We start from the raw sequence: 16,345 nt of genomic DNA, 5'->3' as shown, positions 1-16,345 counted from the left end.
TTAACAGAGCACTATCTGCATGAAAATTGGTCTTTTTTACGGTTCCAGTACCTGCTACACCGAAATCGTAGCGGAGAAGATTCGGGATTTTATTGGCGACGAGTTAGTGACGTTGCACAACGTGAAAGATGACGATCCGCGTCTGATGGAAGAGTACGACCTGCTGATTTTGGGCATTCCGACCTGGGACTTCGGCGAGCTACAGGAAGACTGGGAGGCCATCTGGCCGCAGTTGCCCACCCTCAATCTGCATAACAAGATAGTGGCGCTTTACGGCATGGGCGACCAGATTGGCTATGGTGAATGGTTTCTCGACGCGCTGGGTATGCTGCACGACCTGCTGCAACCCATGGGCGTGCAGTTTGTCGGCTACTGGCCGCTGGATGGCTATGAATTTACCAGCCCCAAACCGCTTAGCGCGGATGGCAAACAGTTTGTGGGGCTGGCGCTGGATGACGTCAATCAGTTTGACGTGACGGATGAGCGCGTTGAGCAGTGGTGCGAGCAGATTCTGACGGAAACGGCCGAACGACTTTAGGCTGTCGGTGTTAATGCGCGCGCTGTCTGTCGCGAAAACAGCAGGCGCGTAAGGCGCGCCATTCAGCAGGCTGCATATTATCCTGCATGAGCCAAAACCGCGTTATCCTGCCCTGAGGGTTCTTCATGACCAGCAACACCGCGCCAGGTAACCAGTAAAGCGGTTGCTGCGTTTGCCAGTGTTCATCCTGCCAGTGCCAGTCACGGGCACTGTCGCGTCGTAGCGCTCCACAGCGCAGACACAAGCGCCTGTCCTGCCGCCATCCTTCCCACACGATGAGGGCGAACAGCACCGGCTTTATCACCCACTCTGCCGCAGACAAGGGCATCAGCCCGACGCCGGCTAGCGTTACCACCAGCGTCAGGGCAAGGATTGTGCGCGCCTGCAACGAGGGATGAAGGTTACATTGCCACCGGGCCGCGTTCACGATTACGCTGCTGAATAAGCTTCACCATGCGTTTCAGCTCGGGATCGGCTGGCTCGCCGTGGTTCATCATCCAGTTGAAAAGGTCCGGATCGTCACTTTTCAGCAGGGCAATGAAAACCTGCTTGTCGGTATCGTTTAACGTGTCATATTCGTACTTGAAGAACGGCATAATAGCGACATCCAGTTCCAGCATGCCACGACGGCAGGCCCATTGAACGCGCGATTTATCATGAATATCCATGCATCAGTTTTCCTGTTTCACATCGTGGCGACTAGTGTAACCTGGATTAACAGCGGCTGCAGGCTCCAGACTTCGTCATGTGCACAACGCCGCAGGATGACGCTTTTGCTGGCGTTCATCACGCGTTTTGTGCGCCCTGTTCAGTAAACAGGTTGCAATGCCAGTCTGCTCTTTTACCATTGAAGATATTGTTCCGGATGAACCTTCATACTCAGGATTTATCAATGCCAACATTTACGCTTCCCCCACGTCAACCTGCGGCCTCATCGCGTCTGCCGCTCACGTTAATGTCTCTGGATACCTGGGCTCTGGTGTCTGTAGTGGGCCCGGACAGTACGTCCTATTTGCAGGGTCAGTTGACGCTGGATGTCGCCGCGCTAGATGCCGCCCATCATCTGCCCGCCGCCCACTGCGATGCGAAAGGCAAAATGTGGAGCAATCTGCGTCTGTTTCACCGCGGCGAAGGTTATGCCTATTTAGTGCGCCGGGCACTGCGTGATACTCAGTTGCCGGAGCTAAAAAAATACGCCGTATTCTCTAAAGTGACGCTGGCCGCCGATGACGATGTGGTGTTACTGGGCGTTGCCGGTTTCCAGGCTCGGGCGGCGCTGGCCGACCGGTTTGAAGCCCTTCCTGACAGTACCACTCCCGTGGTGCAACAGGGCGAAACCACCCTGCTGTGGTTTGCCCAGCCCGCAGAGCGCTTTTTACTGGTCACCTCGCTTGCTGAGGCAGAAGCACTGAAACAGAAGCTGGCCGAGGATGCTCAGTTAACAGACAGCACACAGTGGCTGGCCCTGGACATTGAAGCCGGTATTCCGGTGATTGAACCTGCGACCAGCGCGCAGTTTATTCCCCAGGCGACTAATTTGCAGGCACTGGACGCGATCAGCTTCAAAAAAGGCTGCTACACCGGGCAGGAGATGGTGGCCCGCGCGAAATACCGTGGCGCCAATAAGCGCGCCCTGTACTGGCTGTCAGGCCAGGCCAGCCATCTGCCTGCCGCAAACGACTCGCTGGAATTGCAGATGGGTGAACGCTGGCGTCGCACAGGTACCGTTCTCGCCGCCGTGCAGCTTGATGATGGCGTGACCTGGGTGCAGGTCGTGATGAATAACGATCTGGAGCCAGACAGCGTATTGCGCGTCGAAGGGGATGAAGGAGGCAAACTCACTATTCAGCCTTTGCCTTATTCGCTGGACGAAAACTGAGTGTCGGGGCGGGAACCTCTCCCGCCCTGTTTCTACATGACGTAGATATAAATGGCGCAGAAATGACAGATGCAGCCGCCTAACACGAAACCGTGCCAGATGGCGTGATTAAACGGCACGCGGCGCGCCACATAAAAGATCACCCCCAGGGAATAGATGATGCCTCCCAGCGCCAACAGCCAGATTCCCCCCGGCGACAGTTTCATCGCCAGTTGATAGACCACCACCAGCGACAGCCATCCCATACAAAGATACGTGACCAGTGACAGCACCTTATAGCGTTCAGCGATCGTCAGTTTAAACAGGATGCCCAGCAGCGCCAGTCCCCAGATGACCGCCATTAATGCGTGAGCCAGCGGTGACTGCAGCCCTGTCATCAAAAACGGCGTATAAGTGCCCGCAATCAACAGATAAATGGCGCAGTGATCCACTTTTTTCAGCACGCGTTTGGCGCGTGGATGACTGACAGCGTGATAAAGCGTGGACGCCAGAAACAGCACGATCATGCTGCCGCCATACAGGCTTGAGCTGACAATGGTGGTGACATCCGCATGGATCGCTGTTGCCTTAACCAGTAGCAGCACTAACCCAACGATTCCAAAGAGGCAACCCAGCCCGTGACTGATACTGTTGGCAATTTCCTCTGCCAGTGGATAGCCCTGCGTGGAAAAATGTTTATGCGTCATAACCTTCCTGCCTGAAAAGTGAGAGCCATTGCAGATTAATCACCAGACAAATTAATCAGAAAAACTTTCAGTGTACAAGTGTAAGCTTAAATTAATTAATGCGGTCAACGCCGGTTCAAATTCTGTTAAAATGCTGACTGGTCAACTATCTGGTGATTTTTTCATGTTCGCGCATCACGATCTTGCCACGCTCAACGATCTGGAATTGCAGGTTTATCAGTACATCATCAGACATCGTGAAAGTGTCAGTTACATGACCATTCGTGAACTGGCGGAGCAGGCCGCCGTGTCAACTACCACCGTGCTGCGTTTCTGTCGCAAAATGCACTGTGAAGGCTGGTCTGAGTTTCGTATCCGTCTGCGGCTGGCCCAGGAACACACGGCCCCAGCTTTACCGGTCTCTGGCCCGGCCGATATGCTGAGTTTTTTTAAAAGCATCAATAATGCTGAATTTGAGCAGGTCATCACCCAGGCAGCCGCGATGATCAGGCAGGCTGAGCGGGTATTTTTTATTGGTGTGGGCACATCAGGGAGCCTGGGAAAATACGGTGCACGTTTTTTTTCGAATGTGGGGAAATTCAGTCATGCTATTGATGATCCTTATTATCCCGTCAGTCCGAGCCTGTATGAAAATGCCCTGGCGATCATCCTTTCTGTCTCGGGCGAAACAGAAGAAGTACTGCGTATCGCCAGCCAGTTTAGCCTGAATAAATGCAAAATTATTGCGGTCACCAACAGTGAAAACTGTTCGCTGGCAAAAATGAGCGACTTTACGGTTTCCTATCACGTCCCGGTTATCCGCCTGGAGGATAACTGCGATATTACCACTCAGGTACCGGCGATTTATATTATCGAATCACTTGGCCGACGGTTAAGCCAGTAAAACACAGCGTTTTTTAGCTGTGACAAATCCCTTTTTTCGCACGGTGTTATACCGTGACTTTATAAAGTGCTTTGCTACACTCAGCCCAATTTTATCTGTATTGGAGAGTGGGTAATGAGCTTACCAGACACATTTTTGTGGGGCGGTGCCGTCGCGGCTCACCAGGTTGAAGGCGGGTGGGATCAGGTTGGAAAAGGTATTAGCATCGCTGACGTGCTGACAGGGGGTGCACACGGCGTGGATCGTGTCATTACCGATGGCGTTCAGCCCGGAAAATTTTACCCTAATCATCAGGCCGTCGAGTTTTACTCACACTACAAGCAGGATATTGCGTTATTTGCGGAGATGGGATTTAAATGCTTCCGTACCTCGATTGCGTGGACGCGTATATTCCCTAATGGCGATGAGCAGCAACCTAACGAAGCCGGCCTGCAGTTTTATGATGACCTGTTTGATGAATTACTGAAATATGGCATCGAACCAGTAATCACCCTTTCCCATTTTGAAATGCCCTACCACCTGGTAAAAGAGTATGGCGGCTGGCATAACCGTAAAGTCGTCGATTTCTTTGTGCGTTTCAGTGAAGTCGTGCTGGAACGATACAAAAATAAAGTTAAATACTGGATGACCTTTAACGAAATTAACAACCAACGTAACTGGCAATATCCGCTGTTTGGCTACTGCTGTTCCGGCGTTATTTTCACCGACCATGAAAAACCTGAACAGGCGATGTATCAGGTCATGCACCATCAGTTCGTTGCCAGTGCCCGGGTGGTGAAGCGCGGACACGAGATCAACCCGGACTTCAAAATTGGCTGCATGATCGCCATGGTGCCGGTTTATCCGTTCTCCTGCCATCCTGACGATGTCATGCTGGCTAAAGAAGCGATGCATCAACGCTATGTCTTTAGCGATGTACAAATGCGCGGTTACTACCCTGCCTACGCGCTGAAAGAGTGGGAACGCAAAGGCTACCACATTGAGATGCAACCAGAGGATGCAGATACCCTGCGTCAGGGCTGTGCCGATTACATCGGTTTCAGCTATTACATGAGTAATGCCGTGCAGCACAGCGCCAGCGGTGTTGACGACCCCATTACCGGTTTTGACGGGGTGGTCAAAAACCCGCATGTCAGCGCCTCAGACTGGGGCTGGCAGATCGATCCCGTTGGCCTGCGTTATGTGCTGAACGATCTGTACGAACGCTACCAGAAGCCGCTGTTTATCGTGGAAAACGGCTTTGGCGCGATCGACAAACCGAATGCGCAGGGCGTGATCGAAGATGATTACCGCATTACGTATCTGGCGGCGCATATCGCAGAGATGAAAAAAGCCGTCATTCATGATGGTGTGGATCTGATGGGATATACGCCGTGGGGCTGCATCGATTGTGTATCCTTTACGACCGGCCAGTACGACAAGCGCTACGGTTTCATTCACGTTAACAAAAACGACGATGGCAGCGGTGATTTCTCACGCGCGAAAAAGAAAAGCTTTGCCTGGTATCAGCAGGTTATCGCCAGTAACGGTGAAAAGCTGTAAGTCGGCTGCCGCAGCGTCACGCTGCGGCATGAATTTACCGCCCGCCGGCGGCATCAATGATGCTGCCGGTGATGTAAGAGGCCGCATCGCTGGCCAGCCAGACCACCACTTCTGCAATTTCTTCGGCATGTCCACCACGTCCCATCGGAACGCCGCTCGCCAGTCGGTCGACGCGGCCGGGCTCCCCGCCATCGGCATGCATCCCGGTGTAGATCAGACCGGGCCGCACACCATTGACACGAATCCCCTGTTGCGCGACCTCCAGTGACAGACCTTTCGTCAGCGTATCCATCGCGCCCTTCGATGCGGCATAGTCGACATATTCACCGGGAGAACCCGTACGGGCTGCCGCGGAGGAAACGTTCACGATACTGCCGCCCAGTCCTCCCAGGTGCGTTCCCATGCGCCGGACGGCTTCACGACAGCAGAGGAAGGTACCCGTGACATTTGTGGCAAAAACCTGTTGAATGCGCGCCGCATCCAGTTGCTCAAGACGGCATTGCTGAAACAGGATACCGGCGTTATTTACCAGCAGCGAGAGCGGCAGGTTCTCCTGATCCAGCCGTTGAAACAGCGCCATGACCTGCGCCTCGTCACTGATATCGGCCTGTACGCTAAAGGCTTCTCCGCCGTTACGCACAATCTCATCCACCACCCGCTGCGCTTCACTTTCGCGCGTGCGATAATTCACGGCCACACGGTAGCCCCGTGTCGCCAGTAAAACGGCGGTCGCACGGCCAATGCCGCGACTACCGCCAGTAACAAGCGCGAGTTTCATCTGAGCCTCCATAAAAAAGGGCCGAAAACCGGCCCTCAAAACAGTTGTGTTAACCCGACTCAGGCATAGTCGCTCATCGGTACACATGAGCAGAACAGGTTGCGGTCACCAAAAACATCATCCAGGCGCTTCACTGTTGGCCAGTATTTATTGTGGCTGCCTGCCGGGAAAACGGCCAGCTCGCGGCTGTAAGGATGCGTCCATTCGCCAGTCACTTCCATTTGTGTGTGAGGCGCGTTAACCAGCGGATTATCATCCATTGGCCACTCGCCCTTTTCCACCCGCCCAATTTCCATACGGATCGCCAGCATGGCATCAATAAAGCGGTCCAGCTCCAGTTTGCCTTCCGATTCGGTAGGTTCTACCATCAGCGTGCCCGCGACCGGGAATGACATGGTTGGCGCATGGAAACCGTAGTCGATGAGGCGTTTTGCAATATCCAGTTCACTGATCCCGGTCTGCTCTTTCAGCGGACGAATATCCAGAATACATTCGTGCGCCACACGACCATCGCGCCCGGTATACAAAATCGGATAAGCTGATTTCAGACGGCTGGCGATGTAGTTGGCATTGAGAATCGCCACCGAACTGGCCTGCTTGAGCCCTTCCGCGCCCATCATGCGGATGTACATCCAGCTGATTGGTAAAATGGAAGCACTGCCAAACGGTGCAGCAGAGACAGCCCCCTGCTGTGTCAGCACACCATCAATCTGCACCACGCTGTGACCGGGTACAAACGGTGCCAGATGCGCTTTCACGCCAATAGGTCCCATGCCCGGGCCGCCGCCGCCGTGCGGAATACAGAAAGTTTTGTGCAGGTTAAGGTGCGAAACGTCAGCGCCAATATAACCCGGCGTCGTAATACCCACCTGGGCATTCATGTTTGCACCGTCCAGGTACACCTGGCCGCCGTACTGATGCACGATCTGGCACACTTCACGAATAGTCTCTTCATACACGCCGTGCGTGGATGGGTAGGTCACCATGATGCATGACAGTTTATCGCCCGCCTGTGCGGCTTTTTCGCGCAGGTCGCCCAGATCGATATTACCCTGTTTGTCACAGGCCACGACCACCACATCCATGCCCGCCATCTGGGCTGAGGCCGGATTGGTCCCGTGTGCTGAGCTGGGAATCAGGCAAAGATGACGTTCACTTTCACCACGGCTTTCATGGTAACGACGAATCGCTAACAGCCCCGCGTATTCCCCCTGTGCACCGGAGTTCGGCTGCATGCAGAGCGCATCGTAACCGGTAAGCTGAACCAGCCACTGGGAAAGCTGGCCAATCATTTGCAGGTAGCCGCCCGCCTGTTCTGCCGGGCAGAACGGATGCATTTCGGCAAATTCAGGCCAGGTGATGGGAATCATCTCTGCGGCAGCGTTAAGCTTCATCGTGCATGACCCCAGCGGAATCATCGCCTGGTTGAGAGCCAGATCTTTTTTCTCCAGGCTGTGCATATAGCGCATCATCTCGGTCTCACTGTGATGACGATTGAACACAGGGTGAGAGAGGATGTCGCTGACGCGCTGCTGGCTTGCAGGGATTGACTGGCTGTCTGCCGCAACCTGGCTATCAAGTTGATCGATATCCAGACCATGATCATCGCCCAGCAGGATGGCGAACAATGTCGCAACGTCTTCACGACATGTGGTTTCATCCAGCGTGATACCGACAGCGTTATGAATATCACTACGCAGGTTAACGCCGAAACTCAGCGCACGGTTTAACACGGCGGCTTTATCGGTCACGTCCACTGTCAGCGTGTCGAACCAGTGGTGATGACGCAGCTTCAGCCCGCCACGTTGTAGTCCGGCAGCCAGGATATCGGTGAAGCGGTGAATACGTGAAGCGATACGTTTCAGCCCAACAGGCCCGTGGAACACGGCATACAGTCCTGCGATATTGGCCAGCAGCACCTGAGAGGTACAGATATTGGAGTTGGCTTTTTCCCGACGGATATGTTGCTCGCGAGTTTGCATCGCCATACGCAACGCGGTGTTGCCAGCGGCGTCGCGTGAGACACCGATAATACGGCCAGGCATAGAACGCTTGTGTTCATCACGGCTGGCAAAGAAGGCCGCATGAGGACCGCCATAGCCCATTGGTACACCAAAGCGCTGAGCGGAACCGAACACAATATCCGCGCCCTGCTTGCCCGGCGATTCAAGTAACACCAGGGCCATAAAATCCGAGGCCACGCTGACGACTACTTTACGGGTTTTCAGCTCGGCAATCAGGCTGGTGTAATCGTGTACCTCGCCCGTGGTGCCTACCTGCTGAAGCAGGACACCAAACAGATTATCGTGCTCCAGGGCTTTCTCCGCGCTGTCGATAATCAGTTCAAAACCAAAGGTTTCGGCGCGGGTCCGTACCACATCCAGCGTTTGCGGATGGATATCATCAGCGATAAAGAACCGGTTGGCATTTTTCAGTTTGCTGATGCGTTTTGCCATCGCCATCGCTTCGGCCGCCGCGGTGGCTTCATCCAGCAGTGAAGCGGACGCGATATCCATGCCGGTCAGATCAATGGTGACCTGCTGGAAGTTTAGCAGCGCCTCCAGGCGCCCTTGAGAAACTTCGGGCTGATACGGCGTGTAAGCCGTGTACCAGCCCGGATTTTCCAGCATGTTCCGCAGGATAACGGGCGGCGTTATCACCGCACTGTATCCCATGCCGATCCAGGATTTGTAGCGCAGGTTTTGCGCGGCAATCGCTTTTAACTCTGCCAGCGCCTGCTGTTCAGTTGCCGCATCGCCAACGGCGGGCGGACCGGGCAACTGAATGTCGGCGGGAACAATAGAACCAATCAACGACGCCAGAGAGCTGGCACCAATCGCCTCCAGCATAACGGCCTGTTGTTCTGGCGACGGACCAATATGGCGCTCAATAAACGCACCGTTGTGTTCAAGCTGGCTGAGAGTCTGAGTCATGAGCTGTAAATCCTGAATCGGGCTGGGGAACAGAGAGTGCTGGTCAGATATCGGCGGCCTCATCTGGAGGCCGCGCAACGATTACTCGTCAATAGATGCTTTGTAGGCATCCGCGTCCAGCAGTGAGTCTAGTTCTGACTCATCGCTGGCTTTGATCTGGAATAACCAGCCGTCCTGATAAGGCTCGCTGTTAACCAGCTCTGGGGAATCATTCAGCGCGTCGTTCACGGCGATAATTTCGCCACTGACAGGAGAATAGATATCGGAAGCCGCTTTTACGGATTCGGCGACGGCGCACTCTTCGCCGGCAGCGAACGTCGCCCCTACTTCTGGCAGGTCCACAAAGACCATATCGCCCAGTAATTCCTGCGCGTGTTCGGTGATGCCGACGGTGTAAGATCCATCCGCATTTTTGCGCAGCCATTCATGACTGTCGCGGTATTTCAACTCAGCTGGCACATTGCTCATCGCCCTTTCTCCTGTAATTATGTTTTACTGCGCAACCGGCTTGCCGGCGCGAACGAAAACGGGTTTAGTCACTTTTACGGGCATTTCACGGTTGCGGATTTCAACAATAGCGTCTCCGCCAATGCCCGCAGGCACGCGGGCCAGCGCAATGCTGTAACCCAACGTTGGTGAGAAAGATCCGCTGGTAATAATGCCCTGCTGCATCTGCCCCTGACTATCCGTAAAACGCACGGGCAGGCCGTTACGCAGTACGCCTTTTTCTGTCAGGATCAGGCCAACCAGTTTTTCAGTGCCTTTTTCGCGCTGACTTTCCAGTGCTTCGCGCCCGATAAAATTGCGGTCCGCCGGTTCCCAGCACAGGGTCCAGCCCATGTTGGCGGCCAGCGGTGAAACGCTTTCATCCATTTCCTGACCGTAAAGATTCATGCCCGCTTCCAGACGCAATGTATCGCGTGCGCCCAGCCCGGCGGGTTTGACGCCCGCGGCGAGCAGGCGCTGCCAGAATGTAACGGCCTGCGCCGCAGGTAGCGCGATCTCGTAACCCGCTTCGCCGGTATAACCGGTGGTGGCGATAAACAGCTCCCCGGCCTGGATACCAAAGAACGGCTTCATACCTTGTACAGCCTGACGCTGTGCATCACTGAAGAGCGTTTGTGCTTTTTGCTGGGCCTGTGGGCCCTGCACGGCGATCATCGCCAGATCGTCACGCTCGCGGACTTCCACGCCATAACCCTGTGCATGCTCATTGATCCATGCCAGATCCTTTTCACGCGTCGCAGAGTTCACGACCAGGCGGAAAAACGTCTCATCCATGAAATACACGATCAGATCGTCAATCACGCCGCCCGACGCATTCAGCATGCCGGTGTAAAGCGCTTTGCCGGGTTGCGTCAGCCTCGCGACATCGTTTGCCAGCAGAAAACGCAAAAACTCACGCGTACGTGCACCGTGCAGATCGACGATGGTCATGTGCGAAACATCAAACATGCCTGCGTCGTTGCGAACAGCATGATGTTCATCCAGTTGGGAGCCATAGTGCAGCGGCATCATCCAGCCATGGAAATCCACCATACGCGCACCGTTTTCCTGATGCTGGTCAAACAGAGGTGTGTGCTGAGTCATAACTATCCTGTGCTGAAACAAGTAAGTTTGAAACCACGCCGCCGGGAGCCGACGCAAACGTTCTCTTTGCAATGACGTTACCACTGAACGGGTCGATTAACCATAAGCAAAGCGAGGTCGAACGCAGACGCACAGCCTAATCGCGCAAAAGAAAAAGCAGGACAAAAGACTGTAATTTTGTGATTAGACACACAACAAATACGACCTATTCATTTTTTTACAGCCATTTTATTCGTACCGACACGCAAGATGTTAAAAAAATAGCGAAGCAAAAATGGCGTCGAATAAAAATAAGTAATGCGAAACATCACGCAAAATTAGAATAAATCAAATGAGGCGCTGCAACGGTGCAGGACTGCATTTTTACGGTGCAGTCCTTTTTTAAAATAAAAAAGCCAGCAATTACGCTGGCTTTAAGAAAGGGATTCGCGTCAGCGAAGCCAGGCGGGAATGTCGTTCAGGCCCATCGCCTGCCGCAACATGACAGGTTTCACGCCCGGTAAATTATCGGCCAATTTTAGCCCGACATCGCGAAGCAGCTTTTTAGCCGGATTATTGCCCGCAAACAGCTCACGAAATCCCTGCATGCCCGCGAGCATCATGGCGGCACTGTGTTTACGGCTGCGTTCATAGCGGCGCAGATAGAGGTGCTGCCCGATATCTTTGCCCTGCTGATGCAGGCGGCGAACTTCACCAATCAACTCTGCGGCATCCATAAAACCGAGATTGACACCCTGCCCGGCCAGCGGATGAATGGTATGCGCAGCATCGCCCACCAGCGCCAGGCGATGTGCAGCAAAGCTGCGCGCATAGCGTGCCGTGAGGGGGAATGCCTTCCGTTCGCCTTCCAGTTCGCACAGGCCAAGGCGCATATCAAACGCCACCGACAACTGTTGATTAAAGAGCGCCTCAGGCATCGTTTCCAGCCGGGTGGCTTCCTGGGGCGACAGCGACCAGACGATGGAGCACAGATGCGGATCCTGCATCGGCAGAAACGCCAGAATGCCATCCCCATGGAATACCTGACGCGCGACGCCATCATGTGGCATGGAGGTACGGATGTTCGCCACCAGGGCATGGTGTTCATAATCCCAGAAAGTCAGCGGAATATCGGCTTTGTTGCGCAGCCAGGAATTGGCACCGTCTGCGGCAACCATCAGCCGTGCGCTCATCATGCCGCCATCCTGTAGCGTAATGAAGGCTTCGTTATCGCCAAATGCCACCTGCTGAAGATGTGACGACGGCAGCAACGTCACGTCACTGCACTGCCTGGCTCGCTGCCATAAGGCGCAGTGAATCACCGGGTTTTCGATAATGTGCCCGAGATGGGTTAAGCCCTGCTGCTCACCGTCAAATGAGATAGCACCGAAGCTGTCACGATCCCAGACTTCCATGGCCTGATAAGGGCTGGCTCTGAGCGACAGGATCGTCGACCAGACATCCAGTTTTTGTAAAAGACGTTCACTGGCCGCATTGATAGCCGATACGCGGACAGACGGAGAAGCGGTGGCATCAAATTGCGGCTCGGGCGCTTGTTCGAGTACGGCGATACGCAAGCCACTGCCCTGCAGACCGCAGGCCACGGCCAGTCCTACCATACCGCCACCGGCGATCACCACATCATAAGTTTGCATCAGTGCCTCTCAGTTAACGCTTAACCCAGCCAAGCGTGCGCTCGGCCAGAAGATTTCTCAGCAACGGCAGATGATCCATTGCCAGCAGGCCAAGGTTGCGCCCGACGACCAGCGGTGCATGGCGGTTGGCAAACAGGCGCACCAGACCGTCGGTGAGACCGATGGTCGTGGCCCGATCCTGTTGGCGACGCTGGCGGTAATGCTGCATGACAGCATAGCTGCCAGGGTCCTGTTGCTGCCGGTGCGCGGTGGCCAGGGTTTCGGCTAAGGACATGACATCCCTCAGGCCCAGGTTAAATCCCTGCCCGGCAATAGGGTGCAGCGTCTGGGCTGCGTTGCCCACGGTGGCAACACGATGTGAAACGACCGGTTCGGCCTGTTGCAATGCCAGCGGATAGATATCGCGTTTACCGGTGTGGGTAAATTTCCCCAGTCGCCAGCCGAACGCGTGCTGAAGTTCGCTGAGAAACGTCTCGTCGTCCCAGCGCTCAAGCTGCGGGCGCTTATCCAATGAATGACACCACACCAGCGACAGACGGTTGTCAGACATCGGCAGCAGGGCGAGCGGGCCGAACGCAGTAAACCGTTCAAAGGCCCGCCCCTGGTGCGGTATCTCGCTGGTGACATTCGCAATGAGTGCCAGTTGCTGATAAGTTTCGGTTTGCCACTGAATACCGCAGGCTGCCGCGACAGCCGAACGCGTGCCATCAGCCGCCACCAGCACATCAGCGTCCAGCTGTTCATCATTATCCAGCGTGACCTTCACGTGCGCCTGAGTACGGTTCACATTGGTGACCCGTGCCGGACAGCGCAGGGTGACGCCGGGAGCCTGTTTAAGCTGCGCGAATAAACGCTGGCCTACGTCGAACAATTCGACGACCTGGCCCAGCGCGGGAATCGCATAGTCGCTGGCCGTCAGTGAGACAAAACCCGCATGACCCCGATCGGAAACATGGATCGTCGTGATCGGCGTTGCGCAGGGGGCAATGCGCTGCCAGAGATTAATATTGGCCAGTTGCTGACAGGTGCCGGCAGACAGCGCAATGGCACGGCCGTCATAACCTGGATGCGCGCGGCTGGCAGGTTCGCTGCTTTCGATCAGCGTGACGGGCAGCGCGCCGTGTGTCAGGTGCGAAATAGCCAGCGCCAGCGTGGCGCCGGTCATTCCGCCACCTGCGATGAGGACGGTCATCCTGCGCGTGCCGCCGCCATCAGCGCCTCAATAGCATCCGGATCTTTCACCACGCTGTCAGTGAGATTCTCATTACCTGTTTCAGTGATCACAATGTCATCCTCAATGCGAATGCCGATACCGCGGTATTCCACCGGCACGTCGGCATCGGGGGCAATGTATAAGCCTGGTTCAATAGTAATGACCATTCCCGGTTCCAGAATGCGATCCCGGCTTGGCGTGCCGTAGTGCCCCACATCATGGACATCCAGCCCCAGCCAGTGGCTCAGGCCATGCATAAAGAATTTGCGATGCGCGTCTTCAGCAATTAACGCGTCAACCTCGCCCTGCAACACGCCCAGTTCAACCAGACCGGTCACCATGATGTGCACCACCTCATCATTCACCTCGCGAATACTGACGCCAGGCCGGAAACGGGATAATGCCGTCTCTAACGATTTCAGCACGATGTTGTAGACAGCACGTTGAGCGGGTGAGAATTTACCGTTTACCGGGAAGGTGCGGGTAATATCGCCTGCGTACCCCTGCCATTCACATCCCGCATCAATCAGCACCAGGTCGCCATCCCGCAGCTCACATTCATTCTCGGTATAGTGCAGAATACATCCATTTTCACCGGAACCGACGATGGTGTTGTAGGAGGGAAAACGCGCACCGTGGCGGTTAAACTCATGATGAATTTCGCCTTCCAGATGATATTCGTACAGGCCGGGGCGACAGGCCTGCATAGCGCGCGTATGGGCCAGCGCACTGATCTCACCTGCACGGCGCAGAATGGCGATTTCTTCCGGACTTTTGAACAGGCGCATCTCATGCACCCAGGGACGCCAGTCTGTCAGGCTGGCAGGGGCGCTCAGGTTCTGGCGGAAACCGCGACGTAGTTTATCCAGTGCACTGAACACCAGCTTGTCAGCCTCAGGATATAACCCTTGCGCGTGATAAACCTCATCCAGACCGTTCAACAAAAGATGAAGCTGCTCACCGATATCGTTCCAGGGCAGTGCGCGATCCACACCCAGTTTTGCCGGTGCCGCCTCCTGGCCCAGACGGCGACCAAACCAGATTTCTGCGGTCAGGTCGCGGACACGATTAAACAGCACACTGTGATTGTGGTTCTCATCACTTTTGATCAGCACCAGTAAGGCTTCAGGCTCATTAAAACCTGTGAAGTACCAGAAATCACTGTTTTGACGAAACGGATATTCGCTGTCGTTACTGCGCGTTACTTCAGGCGCCGCAAAAATTAACGCTGCGCTGCCCGGAACCATTTTCGCTAACAGCGCCTGACGACGCTGCTGGAAGGTCTCCAGTGAAATCATGTCTGCACTCCCTGTTGAACTGAGATATCTGGCTTAGTGTAACGTTGGCTTCTGTACTTCAGGTGCGGTTGGCTGCGGGCGCGTGAACGTATCATGACAAAGTAGCGCCGCGACGCGGACGTACTCGATCACCTCCTCCAGCGACTGCTCCAGCTCTTCCTGATCTTCGTCTTCGTCATAGCCAAGCTGCGCGATAGTACGCAGATCATCAATGGCCTCGCCGGTTTCGCCGGTGACCTTATCCAGTTTAGGCTGAGTTACGCCCAGGCCGAGTAAAAAATGGTTTACCCAGCCAGCCAGGGCGTCCGCCCGATCAAACACGGTGATGTCATCATCGTCGGGCAGCATCAGTTGAAAGAGAAAGCCATCTTCTTCAAGCGCCGTCGTAATATTTGCATGCAAATCCTGCAGCGGCTGGGCCAGCGTGTGCGAAAAAGCCATGCCTTCATTCGCGAGATCGTGGACCAGCGTTTTCCAGCTGGTATCCTGATTACCGCCACACAGAATACCGCTGAGTAATCCGTGCATTTCGGCAGGTGTCATTCCGACGCCGTGCTGTGAGAGCGCCGCCGCCAGCGCATTGTAATCAGGGGTTGCGTTCTGTGAAGACATCATTTTTCATCGTCGTTGGCTGTAAGAGTTCGTGGTATGCTACCACTAGCTGCCTCAAGGTTTCCAGAAAAGGGGTTGTATCTTATTTCTCAGGTCTATATAGTTGCCCGCCTCCCAGGCCATTGAAGGCTAAGGGAATGGCGAGCCAGGTAATCAGTCAGGAAGGTGGCATGTCTGCACAACCGGTAGATTTACAAATTTTTGGTCGTTCTTTGAGAGTAAATTGTCCGCCTGAACAGCAAGATGCGCTGAACGCGGCGGCGGAAGATCTCAATCAACGGTTGCAAGATTTAAAAGTTCGCACTAGAGTCACCAATACAGAGCAACTGGTGTTCATTGCCGCGTTAAACATTTGCCATGAACTGGCACAAGAAAAAAACAAGACGCGCGACTATGCTGCTAATATGGAACAACGAATCCGTATGTTACAGCAGACGATAGAGCAGGCATTAGTTGAGCAAGGTCGCATAACTGATCGTCAGGATGCGAAGTTCGAATAATACTTCATGGTCACTGTGCTACACTGACGGTGAAGTCAATTTTCTCTGAGATGTTTGCAAGTGGGCCAGTCCCCTGAGCCGATATTTCATACCAACAGAATGTGACGCTCCGCAACCTGTGAGCATGCTCGGTCCGTCCGAGAAGCCTGATGGTTGCGACGGCATGTTCACCTTGAACCAAGGGTTCAAGGGTTACAGCCTACGGCGGCATCTCGGAGATCTCCTTTCTGGTTGTACTGCATTATCCCCCACCAGACAT

The 16,345-nt window shown here is 54.6% G+C and carries 16 protein-coding genes and 1 other RNA gene; 6 read left to right on the top strand and 11 right to left on the bottom strand.

Annotated features, from left to right (window positions below):
• The first annotated feature begins 19 nt into the window (after positions 1–19).
• The gene (gene fldB, locus C1N59_RS04270) at positions 20–538 is read left to right on the top strand and encodes a flavodoxin FldB (RefSeq protein ID WP_006120814.1); all 519 of its coding nucleotides are present in this window, start codon (positions 20–22) and stop codon (positions 536–538) included.
• A 10-nt stretch (positions 539–548) separates the two neighbouring features.
• On the opposite strand, the gene C1N59_RS04265 is transcribed toward fldB, so the two are convergent.
• Together C1N59_RS04265 and sdhE are read right to left on the bottom strand one after the other, a co-directional pair.
• Complete coding sequence (locus tag C1N59_RS04265) at positions 549–965, bottom strand: protein YgfX (protein ID WP_054633211.1); 417 nt, start codon at positions 963–965, stop codon at positions 549–551.
• Positions 940–1,206, bottom strand: coding sequence for an FAD assembly factor SdhE (gene sdhE / locus C1N59_RS04260; protein ID WP_006120816.1), 267 nt, complete (start codon positions 1,204–1,206; stop codon positions 940–942). Before sdhE ends, C1N59_RS04265 begins: the two co-directional genes overlap by 26 nt.
• A 224-nt stretch (positions 1,207–1,430) precedes the next feature.
• Between sdhE and ygfZ the strand changes: the two genes are divergently transcribed.
• A complete protein-coding gene (ygfZ, locus tag C1N59_RS04255) occupies positions 1,431–2,417 on the top strand; it encodes a tRNA-modifying protein YgfZ (RefSeq protein ID WP_033739617.1) in 987 nt (328 codons plus the stop codon).
• Positions 2,418–2,449: 32 nt separating this feature from the next.
• On the opposite strand, the gene C1N59_RS04250 is transcribed toward ygfZ, so the two are convergent.
• Positions 2,450–3,103: a PAQR family membrane homeostasis protein TrhA gene (locus tag C1N59_RS04250; protein ID WP_394550359.1), complete on the bottom strand. Its 654-nt coding sequence runs from the start codon at positions 3,101–3,103 to the stop codon at positions 2,450–2,452.
• 163 nt (positions 3,104–3,266) lie between these two features.
• Between C1N59_RS04250 and C1N59_RS04245 the strand changes: the two genes are divergently transcribed.
• Together C1N59_RS04245 and C1N59_RS04240 are read left to right on the top strand one after the other, a co-directional pair.
• A complete protein-coding gene (locus C1N59_RS04245; RefSeq protein ID WP_054633252.1) occupies positions 3,267–3,986 on the top strand; it encodes a MurR/RpiR family transcriptional regulator in 720 nt (239 codons plus the stop codon).
• Between the two features lie 114 nt (positions 3,987–4,100).
• On the top strand, positions 4,101–5,528 hold the full coding sequence (locus tag C1N59_RS04240) for a 6-phospho-beta-glucosidase (RefSeq protein WP_054687105.1): 1,428 nt from the start codon (positions 4,101–4,103) through the stop codon (positions 5,526–5,528).
• A gap of 34 nt (positions 5,529–5,562) precedes the next feature.
• Here C1N59_RS04240 and C1N59_RS04235 read toward each other — a convergent pair whose 3' ends face one another.
• The 8 genes from C1N59_RS04235 to C1N59_RS04200 all read right to left on the bottom strand — a co-directional run bounded on the left by C1N59_RS04235 (position 5,563) and on the right by C1N59_RS04200 (position 15,586).
• Positions 5,563–6,306 carry an SDR family oxidoreductase gene (locus C1N59_RS04235; RefSeq protein WP_054633209.1) on the bottom strand — a complete coding sequence of 248 codons (744 nt, stop codon included), beginning with the start codon at positions 6,304–6,306 and terminating at the stop codon, positions 5,563–5,565.
• A 59-nt stretch (positions 6,307–6,365) separates the two neighbouring features.
• The gene (gene gcvP / locus C1N59_RS04230; protein WP_054633208.1) at positions 6,366–9,239 is read right to left on the bottom strand and encodes an aminomethyl-transferring glycine dehydrogenase; all 2,874 of its coding nucleotides are present in this window, start codon (positions 9,237–9,239) and stop codon (positions 6,366–6,368) included.
• A gap of 81 nt (positions 9,240–9,320) precedes the next feature.
• Positions 9,321–9,707, bottom strand: a complete 387-nt coding sequence (gene gcvH, locus C1N59_RS04225; protein ID WP_033739626.1) for a glycine cleavage system protein GcvH — start codon at positions 9,705–9,707, stop codon at positions 9,321–9,323.
• 24 nt (positions 9,708–9,731) lie between these two features.
• Positions 9,732–10,829: a glycine cleavage system aminomethyltransferase GcvT gene (gene gcvT / locus C1N59_RS04220; RefSeq protein ID WP_054633207.1), complete on the bottom strand. Its 1,098-nt coding sequence runs from the start codon at positions 10,827–10,829 to the stop codon at positions 9,732–9,734.
• A 431-nt stretch (positions 10,830–11,260) separates the two neighbouring features.
• Positions 11,261–12,463, bottom strand: coding sequence for an FAD-dependent 2-octaprenylphenol hydroxylase (gene ubiI / locus C1N59_RS04215; RefSeq protein WP_006120825.1), 1,203 nt, complete (start codon positions 12,461–12,463; stop codon positions 11,261–11,263).
• 13 nt (positions 12,464–12,476) lie between these two features.
• Positions 12,477–13,655 carry a 2-octaprenyl-6-methoxyphenyl hydroxylase gene (gene ubiH, locus C1N59_RS04210; protein ID WP_394550358.1) on the bottom strand — a complete coding sequence of 393 codons (1,179 nt, stop codon included), beginning with the start codon at positions 13,653–13,655 and terminating at the stop codon, positions 12,477–12,479.
• The gene (gene pepP / locus C1N59_RS04205) at positions 13,652–14,974 is read right to left on the bottom strand and encodes a Xaa-Pro aminopeptidase (RefSeq protein WP_080752861.1); all 1,323 of its coding nucleotides are present in this window, start codon (positions 14,972–14,974) and stop codon (positions 13,652–13,654) included. The genes ubiH and pepP overlap by 4 nt, the downstream gene beginning before the upstream one ends.
• A gap of 33 nt (positions 14,975–15,007) precedes the next feature.
• On the bottom strand, positions 15,008–15,586 hold the full coding sequence (locus C1N59_RS04200; protein WP_006120828.1) for a YecA/YgfB family protein: 579 nt from the start codon (positions 15,584–15,586) through the stop codon (positions 15,008–15,010).
• Positions 15,587–15,756: 170 nt separating this feature from the next.
• Here C1N59_RS04200 and zapA point away from each other — a divergent pair, with 170 nt between their 5' ends.
• Together zapA and ssrS are read left to right on the top strand one after the other, a co-directional pair.
• Complete coding sequence (gene zapA, locus C1N59_RS04195) at positions 15,757–16,086, top strand: cell division protein ZapA (protein WP_006120829.1); 330 nt, start codon at positions 15,757–15,759, stop codon at positions 16,084–16,086.
• A 39-nt stretch (positions 16,087–16,125) separates the two neighbouring features.
• A non-coding RNA gene (ssrS, locus tag C1N59_RS04190) (6S RNA) lies at positions 16,126–16,309 on the top strand.
• Positions 16,310–16,345 lie beyond the last annotated feature (36 nt).

This window comes from Pantoea sp. SGAir0183 (assembly GCF_043545505.1).
The sequence above is the reverse complement of the archived record's forward strand: the minus strand, read 5'-3'. Positions and strand labels throughout refer to the sequence as shown.